We start from the raw sequence: 10,109 nt of genomic DNA, 5'->3' as shown, positions 1-10,109 counted from the left end.
CGGGGACCGGCGGCCCGCCGCTGCTCCCGTTCGCCGTCGCGGCCGCCGCAGCGCTCGCCGGGGCGCTCGCGGCCACCCGCACCGGGGCGCGCGGGGCCGTCCGCGCCGGCTACCTCCTCATGATCGTCGCCGTGCCGCTCGGCCTCGCGGGCGGCACCCCAGGCCGCTGGGCCCTGCTCGCCCCCCTCGTCCCCCTCGGCGCCGGCGCGGGGCTCGCCCTCGCCGCCTCGCTGCGGGACGCGAAGGCGGGCGCCGCGCTGTTCGGGCTGTCGCTGTGCTTCCCCGCGGTGCTGGCCGGGCAGCTGCTCGCCCTGTCGGCGCAGGCGGCGCGGTTGCAGCGGACGCGCCCCGTCACGGAGGCCCAGCAGATGCACGCGCTGCTGGAGGGCTACCGCGTCTGGCTGGTCATCGCCCTGGCGGCCGCCGTGCTGCTCGCCGGCGCCACCGCCCGCCTGTGCGCCGGACGCGCCGGGCGGCCGTGCGCCCGCGCCGCGCGGCACCCCGGGAATGCCGCCGCGGACCCGAGAGCCGGGTAGTATTCGCGCGCTCAACGAATCCGAAATCCTCGAGGAGAAAAACCCGTGTCCGAGCGCACTCTTGTCCTGGTCAAGCCCGACGGCGTTCGCCGCGGCGTCGTCGGCGAGGTCATCTCCCGGATCGAGCGCAAGGGCCTGACGCTCGTCGCGCTGGAACTGCGGACCCTCGCCCGCGAGACCGCCGAGGCGCACTACGAGGAGCACGCCGGCAAGCCGTTCTTCGGCGAGCTGGTCGAGTTCATCACCGGCGGCCCGCTCGTCGCCATGGTCGTGGAGGGCCCGCGCGCCATCGAGGCGTTCCGCGCCCTCGCCGGCGCCACCGACCCGGTCAGCGCCACCCCCGGCACCATCCGCGGCGACTTCGCCCTGGAGATCGGCGAGAACATCGTCCACGGCTCCGACTCCACCTACTCCGCCGAGCGCGAGATCAAGCTCTTCTTCCCCGAGCTGTAACTGTGTTTGCCCAGGGGGGCGACCCCCTGGAACCCCCGTTGCGAGCCGGGCGATCCTCACGCCACGGCTGAGGTCTTCGTGCCCGTGCGGGTTTGTTGCGTGGCGCTGCGGTCGCCCGGCTCGGCGGGTCGTGCGGCCTCCAGGCGCCTAGAGCGCCTTCCAGCCGCCCAACCCGCGCCCCGCTCAGGCCCACTCCAAGAGCGTGAAGGGGGTGGCACATCCAAAAGCGTTGGACGTGCACGGTTCACACCCTCTTGGACTGGGTGCTCAGCCGGGGCGCGGGCAGGCGCGTGGAGCGAGCGCAGCGAGCGCAACGCGCATGCCCGCCGACGCAGGCGACCGCAGCGACGCCACGCAGCCCGTCACAGGCACAGCGACCGCAACAGCGGCGTGAGGATCGCCTGCGTCGTGACGGGGGTTCCAGGGGGTCGCCCCCCTGGGAAGACACAGTGCGGGCAGGTGCGTGGAGCGAGCGCGGCGAGCGCAACGCGCATGCTCGCCTGCGTCGTGACGGGGGTTCCAGGGGGTCGCCCCCCTGGGAAAACACAGGCTTTACATTCCAGGGGCGGTTCGGGGGGCGGTAACGGGGAGTCTGGCGGGTCGGGGTGCTCATCATGAGGCGGTAGATCCTCGTTCGAGGGTTGGGCTTTTTCGCGGGGGTGCGGGCGGGGGCGTGGCGCCGATTCGTTCGTGTCGGGCGCGGGGGCTGTGTTCGGGCGGCGGCGACCCCTAAGATCCTCGTTTACCCGATGGCGTCGGGTGTCCGCGGGTGCCGTGCGCACTCCGGTCGACCGTGCCGCGGGGCTGCCGGAGATCAGTCCGCCGGGTTCTCTTTATGGAAAACCGGGCTGGTCAGGACGCGTTTTTTTCGCGACGCGCGGCGCGGGGGTGACTGCCCGCGGAGGTGCGCGCACGTTACGATGGACGCGCCGCTATACACGCCCGTCAATCATGAAGGGCTCCCTTTCTTCATGGGTAACAAGCTGTCGTTTCTTGGCCGTGACATGGCGGTCGATCTTGGTACCGCCAACACCCTGGTGTACGTGCGCGGGCGTGGCATCGTCCTGAACGAACCCTCCGTGGTCGCGATCAATACCAATACCGGGAAGATCGTCGCGGTGGGCATCGAGGCGAAGCGGATGATCGGCCGCACACCGGGCAACATCGTCGCGGTCCGTCCGCTGAAGGACGGCGTCATCGCCGACTTCGACGTCACCGAACGGATGCTGCGCTACTTCATCCAGAAGGTGCACAAGCGCCGGCACTTCGCCAAGCCGCGGATCGTCGTGGCCGTGCCGAGCGGGATCACCGGGGTGGAGCAGCGCGCGGTGAAGGAGGCCGGCTACCAGGCCGGAGCCCGCCGCGTCTACATCATCGAGGAGCCCATGGCCGCCGCGATCGGCGCCGGGCTGCCCGTCTACGAGCCCACCGGCAACATGGTCGTCGACATCGGCGGCGGCACCACCGAGGTGGCGATCATCTCGCTCGGCGGGATCGTCACCAGCCAGTCGGTGCGCGTCGGCGGCGACGAGCTCGACCAGGCCGTGATCTCTTTCTCCAAGAAGGAGTACTCCCTGATGCTCGGGGAACGCACCGCGGAGGAGATCAAGATGGCGATCGGGTCGGCCTATCCCGGCGGCGACGAGGAGCCGCACGCCGAGATCCGGGGCCGCGACCTCGTCAGCGGGCTGCCGAAGACCGTCGTGATCTCCGCCGAGGAGGTCAGGCGGGCGATCGAGGAGCCGGTCAACGCCGTGGTGGACGCGGTGAAGACGACCCTCGACAAGTGCCCGCCCGAACTGTCCGGCGACATCATGGACCGCGGGATCGCGCTCACCGGCGGCGGCGCGCTGCTGAAGAACCTCGACGAGCGGCTCCGTGAGGAGACCGGGATGCCCATCCACCTGGTGGACAACCCGCTCGACTCGGTGGTGCTCGGCACGGGCAAGTGCGTCGAGGACTTCGAGTCGCTCCGGCAGGTCCTCGTGCCGGAGCCGCGGCACTGATTCGGACGTGGCCCGCCAGGGGGCGTGAGGGGTCGTCCCTCCGGCGGGCTGATTCGGACATGGTCCGCCGAGGGGGACGCGGGGGCGTCCTGCCTCGCGAGGCACCGGGCTCCCGGCGGACCAGGGAACGGGAGGTCGGTGCGTGAAGGACACCCGTCGCACCCGCGTGGTCCTCGGCGCGCTGCTGGTCGTGGCGCTCGCGATGATCACCATCGACTACCGCGGTGGGCAGGACTCGCCGCTGCACGGCCTGCGCGGCCTCGGCGCGACGGTGTTCGGCCCGGTGGAGCGGGCGTCGGCGTCGGTCGTGCGGCCGGTGGGCAACACCTTCGACGCGATCACCGACGCGCCGGGCGAGCGGCGCCGCGCCGACCGGCTGGCGCGGCAGAACCAGCGGCTCCGCGAGCAGCTGCGCTCCAGCCGCCTCGACCAGGACCGCTCCGAGCAGCTCCGCAGGCTCCTCGGCACCGCCGGGATGGGCGGCTACCGGATCCACGCCGCGCAGGTGATCTCCGCCGGGCAGGGCTTCGAGGACACCGTCACCATCGACGTCGGCAGCCGCAGCGGCATCAAGCCCGACATGACCGTGATGAGCGCCGAAGGCCTCGTCGGCCGCATCACCCGCGTCGGGCCCGCGACCTCCACGGTGCTCCTCGCCACCGACCAGACCTCCTCCATCGGCTCCCGCCTGGAGGACTCCAAGGAGATCGGGATCACCCAGGGCCGCGGCCGCCGCGGCCTCGGCCGGGGCGGCGCCACGCCGCTGCGGTTCCAGCTGCTGGACGCCGCCGCGCCGATCCGGGTCGGCCAGCGGATCGTCACGCTCGGATCGCAGGGCCAGAAGCCGTACGTCCCCGGCGTCCCGATCGGCGTCGTCGAGCGGATCGAGAAGTCCACCAGCGGGCTGACCCGCACCGCCTACGTCCGCCCGTTCGTCCGGTTCACCAGCCTCGACGTCGTCGCCGTCGTGGTCGCCCCGCCGAAGACCGACCCGCGGGACGCCGTCCTGCCGCCCAAGCCCCCGCCGCCGCCGTCCCGCACCCCGACCGCGACCCCCTCGGCGAGCAAGAGCCCAAAGACCAAGCCGCGCCACTCGAAGAGCCCGTCCACGAATCCGACCCGGGGGGACTGACGTGCTGAACCCGCCCGAGGCGTCGCCGGCCGGCCGCGCCGCGGTGACCGCCGTGGTGATCGTCGTGACGCTGATCCTGCAGGTGTCGGTGGCGAACCGGCTCCCGCTGCCCGGCGGCGTCCAGCCCGACCTGGTGCTGCTGGCCGTGGTGGCGCTCGCGCTCGTCGCCGGCTCCACCACCGGGATGGTGGCCGGCTTCCTCGCGGGCCTCGCCGCCGACATCATCCCGCCCGCCGACCACACCCTCGGCCGGTACGCGCTCGTCTACTGCCTCATCGGGTACCTGTGCGGCGCCGCGTCCGCCGAGATGGACCGCCAGTCCGCCGTGCCGTTCCTCGCCGTCGCCGCCGGCGCGCTCGCCGGGACCGTGCTGTACGCGGGCACCGGCATGATCCTCGGCGACCCGCGCGCCGAGTGGGGCACCGTGTCCAGCATGGTGCCGCTGCAGGTGCTCTACGACGTCATCGCGAGCCCGTTCGTCGTGTGGGCGGTGCTGCGCGCCACCCGCCGGTACGAACGCGGGGAACGCGTCCGGGGCGACCGCCTCGCGGTGCCCGCCGCCCGCTACCGCGCGATGTCGGGGCGGAGCGGGAACCTGTGAACCCGAGGACCCACTTCCGCCTCGTCGTCCTGTACGTGCTCGTCGGCGCGCTGCTGCTCGTCCTGATCGGACGCATGTGGGCGCTCCAGGTCCTGGAGGGCGAGCACTACAAGGCGATCGCCGCCCAGAACCGCACCCGTGACATCGTCGTCCCGGCGACCCGCGGCATGATCCTGGACGACCGCGGCCGGCCCCTCGTGCGCAACCGCAGCGCGCTCGTCGTGTCGGTCGACCGGACGACCCTGTCGCGGCAGAAGGACGGCGGCAGGACCGTCCTGCAGCGGCTCGCCGACGTGCTCGGCGTGAGCCACGACGAGATCACCAAGCGGATCCGGCTGTGCGGGCCCGGGATCAAGCGGCCGTGCTGGCCCGGCTCCCCGTACCAGCCGATCCCCGTCGAGGACCACGTCGACCCCAAGCGCGCCCTGCAGATCATGGAGCGGCAGGAGGACTTCCCCGGGGTCACCGCGCAGGTCCAGGCCGTCCGCGACTACCCCCAGCCGGAGGGCGCGCGGCCCGCGCAGATGCTCGGCTACCTCCAGCCGGTCACGCAAGAGGAGCTCGACAAGCGCAAGGGCCTCAAGGTCACCGGCTACAGCGGCGTCGACCTGGTCGGGCGCGACGGCCTGGAGGCGCAGTACGACTCGCTGCTGAGCGGCGAGCCCGGGTTCCGCAAGGTGCTGGTCGACAGCCAGGGCCGCGTCACCGGCACCGCCGAGGAGCAGCCTCCGATCGCCGGCAGCAACCTCGTCACCAGCATCGACGCCGGTGTGCAGGGCGCCGCGGAGGACGCCCTCAAGCACGCGATCGACGGCGCCCGCAAGCAGGGCCGCCCCGCCGACGCCGGCGCCGCGGTCGTGATGGACGTGCGCACCGGCCGGATGGTCGCGATGGCGAGCTACCCGACCTACGACCCGGGCATCTGGACCGGCGGGATCTCCCAGGACGAGTACGACGCGCTGCTCGGCAAGAAGCAGGGCGAGCCGCTGATCTCCCGGGTCACCCAGGGGCAGTTCGCGCCCGGCTCCACCTTCAAGATCTCCTCGGTGTCCGCAGCGGTGGAGGACGGCAACAGCCTGACCGGCACCTACGACTGCCCCGGCTCGCTGAACGTCGGCAACCGCGCCTTCCGCAACTTCGAGGGCGAGGAGCTCGGGGCGATGTCGCTGCACACGGCGCTCGTCAAGTCCTGCGACACGATCTTCTACCGGTTCGCCTACCAGGAGTGGCAGCGCGACGGCGGGATGAAGCCGAAGAAGAACCCCTCCGACCCGATGGTGAAGATGGCCCGCAACTTCGGGTTCGGGTCGCGCACCGGCATCGACCTGCCCAGCGAGAGCGAGGGCCGCATCCCCGACCGGGGGTGGAAGAAGAACTTCTGGAACATCACCAAGGCCGCCAACTGCAAGGGCGCCAAGGAGGGCTACCCGGAGGTCGCCAAGACCGACCCGGCCCGCGCCGCCTACCTGAAGGCGGTCGCGACGGAGAACTGCACCGAGGGCTACGTGTGGCGGCCCGGCGACGCGGCGAACTTCTCGGTCGGGCAGGGCGACGTCCTGGTGACGCCGCTCCAGCTCGTCCGCGCCTACGCGGCCGTCGCCAACGGCGGCAAGCTGATGACGCCGCGGCTCGGCGTCGCGGTCGTGCGGCCCGACGGCACGGTCGTCCGCAGGATCGACGCGCCGCCGCCGCGGAAGCTGCCGGTCGACGGGAAGGTGCTCAAGTACATCCGGGCCGCCCTCGGGGACGTGACCAAGAGCGGCACCGCGTCCGGGGCGTTCTCCGGTTTCGACTTCAAGCGCGTCGACGTCGGCGGCAAGACCGGCACCGCGGAGGTCTACGGCAAGCAGGACACGTCCTGGTTCGCCTCGTTCGGGCCCGTGGACAAGCCGCGCTTCGCGGTGGTCGCGATGGTCTCCCAGGGCGGGCAGGGCGCGCAGACGTCCGCGCCGGCGGTCCGGGAGATCTGGGAGGCCATGTACGGGACGAAGGACCGCAAGCCCATCCTCCAGGACGGCAAGCTCCCGTCGGAGCTGCCGCGGATGCCCGCCGAGGGGACGGCCCCATGATCACAGGCTCCGGGGTCGGCAGCGTCGACGCCTACGCCGCGCACCGGTCGTGGACCAGCCGCGTCGCCGAACTGCGCCGCCTCGACCTGCCGATGCTGCTGGCCGTGCTGGCGCTGTCGGTGGTGGGCGCGCTCCTGGTCCGCTCGGCCACCTTCCACCTGCTGACCGAGCAGGGCAAGGACCCGGAGGGCTTCCTCAAGCGGCACATCCTCAACCTCATCATCGGGTTCCTGCTCGGCGGCCTGGTCACCGTGCTGGACTACCGGCTCCTGCGCGCCTACGTCCCCATCCTGTACGGGCTGGCGTGCGTGGGGCTGCTGGCCGTGCTGACCCCGCTCGGCTCGACGATCAACGGCTCGCACTCGTGGATCGTGCTCGGCGGCGGGTTCCAGGTGCAGCCGTCGGAGTTCGCGAAGGTCGGGCTCGTGGTGCTGCTGGCGATGATCCTCGGCGAGCCGCGGGACGGGGAGATCGGCCCCGGCCGGCGGGACGTGCTGCTCGCGCTCGTGCTCGCCGGGGTGCCCGGCGTCCTGATCATGCTGCAGCCCGACCTCGGCACCACGCTGGTGTTCATCGCGGTCGTGCTCGGCATGCTGGCGATCTCCGGCGCCCAGAAGCGCTGGCTCGTCGGGCTGGTCGGCGGGGGCGTCGCCGCGGGCGCCGCCGTGTACTTCTTCGGGCTGCTGAAGGCCTACCAGATCGCCCGGTTCACCGCCTTCCTGAACCCCGAGGCCGATCCGCGCGGCGCCGGCTACAACGCCCAGCAGGCCCGCATCGCGATCGGGTCGGGCGGGGCGTTCGGCAAGGGCCTGTTCAACGGCGAGCAGACCGGCGGCCACTTCGTCCCCGAGCAGCAGACCGACTTCATCTTCACGGTGGCGGGGGAGGAGCTCGGCTTCGTCGGCGCCGCCGTGATCATCGCGCTGCTCGGCGTGGTGCTGTGGCGCGGCCTGCGCATCGCCACCCAGGCCGCCGACCTGTTCGGCACGCTCGTCGCCACCGGGGTCGTGTGCTGGCTGGGGTTCCAGACGTTCGAGAACGTCGGGATGACGATCGGCATCATGCCGATCACCGGGCTGCCGCTGCCGTTCGTGTCCTACGGCGGGTCCGCGACGTTCGCCAACATGATCGCGTTCGGGCTGCTGCAGGCCGTGCACGTGCGCCGCCGCCCGTTCGATTAGCGACCGGCGACCGCGTAGGCTGGACGTTCTTCCCCACGTCCCCTGCACGGAGGGTTCCGTCATGCCGGTCGAGTCGCTCTTCCCGCGCCTGGAGCCGCTGCTCCCGAGCGTGCAGAAGCCGATTCAGTACGTTGGCGGTGAGCTGAACTCCCAGCTCAAGGACTGGGACGAGACCACGGTCCGGTGGGCGCTGATGTATCCCGACGCCTACGAGGTGGGGCTGCCGAACCAGGGCGTCCAGATCCTCTACGAGATCCTCAACGAGCGCGACGGCGTGCTCGCCGAGCGGACGTACTCGGTGTGGCCCGACATGGAGGCCGTCATGCGGGAGCACGGCATCCCGCAGTTCACCGTCGACGCGCACCGCCCGGTCGCCGCCTTCGACGTGTTCGGCGTGTCGTTCTCCACCGAGCTCGGCTACACCAACCTGCTGACGGCGCTCGACCTCGCGGGCATCCCGCTGGAGGCCGCCGACCGCACCGACGGCCACCCGATCGTGATCGCCGGCGGGCACGCCGCCTTCAACCCCGAGCCGATCGCCGACTTCGTCGACGCCGCCGTGCTCGGCGACGGCGAGGAGATCGCGCTCGCCATCACCGAGGTCGTCCGCGAGTGGAAGGCCGAGGGCGAGCCAGGCGGGCGGGACGAGCTGCTCATGCGCCTCGCCGCGTCCGGCGGCGTGTACGTCCCGCGCTTCTACGACGTGACCTACCTGCCCGACGGCCGCATCCAGCGGGTCGCGCCGAACCGTCCCGGCGTCCCGTGGCGGATCGAGAAGCACACCGTCATGGACCTCGACCAGTGGCCGTACCCGAAGAAGCCGCTGGTCCCGCTCGCCGAGACCGTGCACGAGCGGTTCAGCGTGGAGATCTTCCGCGGCTGCACCCGCGGCTGCCGGTTCTGCCAGGCCGGCATGATCACCCGTCCGGTGCGGGAGCGGTCGATCACCACGATCGGCGACATGGTGGAGCAGGGGCTCAAGGAGTCCGGCTTCCAGGAGGTCGGGCTGCTCAGCCTGTCCAGCGCCGACCACAGCGAGATCGGCGACGTCGCCAAGGGCCTCGCCGACCGCTACGAGGGCACCAACACCTCGCTGTCGCTGCCGTCCACGCGCGTGGACGCCTTCAACATCACGCTCGCCAACGAGTTCTCCCGCGGCGGCCGGCGCTCCGGCCTGACGTTCGCGCCGGAGGGCGGCTCCGAGCGGATGCGCAAGGTGATCAACAAGATGGTCTCCGAGGACGACCTGATCCGCACCGTCACCACCGCCTACGAGAACGGCTGGCGGCAGGTCAAGCTGTACTTCATGTGCGGCCTGCCCACCGAGGAGGACGAGGACGTCCTCGCCATCGCCGACATGGCCAAGCGGGTCATCAAGGCCGGACGGGACGCGACCGGCCGCAGGGACATCCGCTGCACCGTGTCCATCGGCGGTTTCGTGCCCAAGCCGCACACCCCGTTCCAGTGGGCCGCGCAGTGCGACCACGAGACCGTCGACCGCCGCCTGCGCGCCCTGAAGGACGCCCTGCGCGGCGACAAGGAGTACGGGCGCGCCATCGGCCTGCGCTACCACGACGGCCAGCCCTCGATCGTCGAGGGCATGCTGTCGCGCGGCGACCGGCGCGTCGGCAAGGTCATCCGCGCCGTCTGGGAGGACGGCGGCCGCTTCGACGGCTGGAGCGAGCACTTCTCCTACGAGCGCTGGACGGCCTGCGCCGAGAAGGCCCTGGCCGGCGAGCCCGTCGACCTCGCCTGGTACACCGTCCGCGAGCGCGACGAGGTCGAGGTGCTGCCCTGGGACCACCTCGACGCGGGGCTCGACCGCGAGTGGCTCTGGCAGGACTGGCAGGACGCCGTCGACGAGACCGAGGTCGAGGACTGCCGCTGGACGCCCTGCTACGACTGCGGCGTCTGCCCCACGATGGGCACCGAGATCCAGATCGGCCCGACCGGCAGGAAGCTGCTCCCGCTCGACGTGGTGTAACCGGATTCCTCCGTGGAAACCCCTGACCTGTAAGGGTTTCGGGCTTACGGGGCCGGTGCCTGGCGGAACCGGCTCCGGCGCCCCGTACTCTATAGGGAGACCTTTATTTCGACTCGACACGAGTAGGAAGGACCAGAACCCTGCCAC

7 protein-coding genes and 1 pseudogene are annotated in these 10,109 nt (G+C 71.7%); all 8 read left to right on the top strand.

Annotated features, from left to right (window positions below; all coding sequences use genetic code 11):
• Positions 1–536: pseudogene (locus ABWI07_RS41565) on the top strand (hypothetical protein); the annotation flags it as partial.
• Between the two features lie 45 nt (positions 537–581).
• Positions 582–989: a nucleoside-diphosphate kinase gene (gene ndk / locus ABWI07_RS41560; RefSeq protein WP_353821905.1), complete on the top strand. Its 408-nt coding sequence runs from the start codon at positions 582–584 to the stop codon at positions 987–989.
• A gap of 971 nt (positions 990–1,960) precedes the next feature.
• Positions 1,961–2,995: a rod shape-determining protein gene (locus ABWI07_RS41555; RefSeq protein ID WP_067794123.1), complete on the top strand. Its 1,035-nt coding sequence runs from the start codon at positions 1,961–1,963 to the stop codon at positions 2,993–2,995.
• Between the two features lie 142 nt (positions 2,996–3,137).
• Positions 3,138–4,127, top strand: coding sequence for a rod shape-determining protein MreC (gene mreC / locus ABWI07_RS41550; RefSeq protein WP_353821904.1), 990 nt, complete (start codon positions 3,138–3,140; stop codon positions 4,125–4,127).
• Position 4,128: 1 nt separating this feature from the next.
• The gene (gene mreD, locus ABWI07_RS41545; protein ID WP_149261608.1) at positions 4,129–4,728 is read left to right on the top strand and encodes a rod shape-determining protein MreD; all 600 of its coding nucleotides are present in this window, start codon (positions 4,129–4,131) and stop codon (positions 4,726–4,728) included.
• Positions 4,725–6,797: a penicillin-binding protein 2 gene (gene mrdA / locus ABWI07_RS41540; RefSeq protein ID WP_353821903.1), complete on the top strand. Its 2,073-nt coding sequence runs from the start codon at positions 4,725–4,727 to the stop codon at positions 6,795–6,797. Before mreD ends, mrdA begins: the two co-directional genes overlap by 4 nt.
• Positions 6,794–7,978 (top strand): rod shape-determining protein RodA, encoded by a 1,185-nt coding sequence (gene rodA, locus ABWI07_RS41535; protein ID WP_149261610.1) that lies wholly within the window; start codon positions 6,794–6,796, stop codon positions 7,976–7,978. The genes mrdA and rodA overlap by 4 nt, the downstream gene beginning before the upstream one ends.
• A gap of 61 nt (positions 7,979–8,039) precedes the next feature.
• Positions 8,040–9,962: a TIGR03960 family B12-binding radical SAM protein gene (locus tag ABWI07_RS41530; RefSeq protein WP_353821902.1), complete on the top strand. Its 1,923-nt coding sequence runs from the start codon at positions 8,040–8,042 to the stop codon at positions 9,960–9,962.
• The last annotated feature ends 147 nt before the right edge of the window (positions 9,963–10,109 follow it).

The organism is Actinomadura sp. NPDC000600, from assembly GCF_040492135.1.
Lineage (GTDB): Bacteria > Actinomycetota > Actinomycetes > Streptosporangiales > Streptosporangiaceae > Spirillospora.
This window is presented reverse-complemented; position numbering and strand designations above follow the sequence as displayed.

Excerpts from the sequence above, each read along its gene's own strand:
- ABWI07_RS41555 (WP_067794123.1), top strand. The coding sequence starts at position 1,961 with ATGGGTAACAAGCTGTCGTTTCTTGGCCGTGACATGGCGGTCGATCTT.
- rodA (WP_149261610.1), top strand. The coding sequence starts at position 6,794 with ATGATCACAGGCTCCGGGGTCGGCAGCGTCGACGCCTACGCCGCGCAC.
- ABWI07_RS41530 (WP_353821902.1), top strand. The coding sequence starts at position 8,040 with ATGCCGGTCGAGTCGCTCTTCCCGCGCCTGGAGCCGCTGCTCCCGAGC.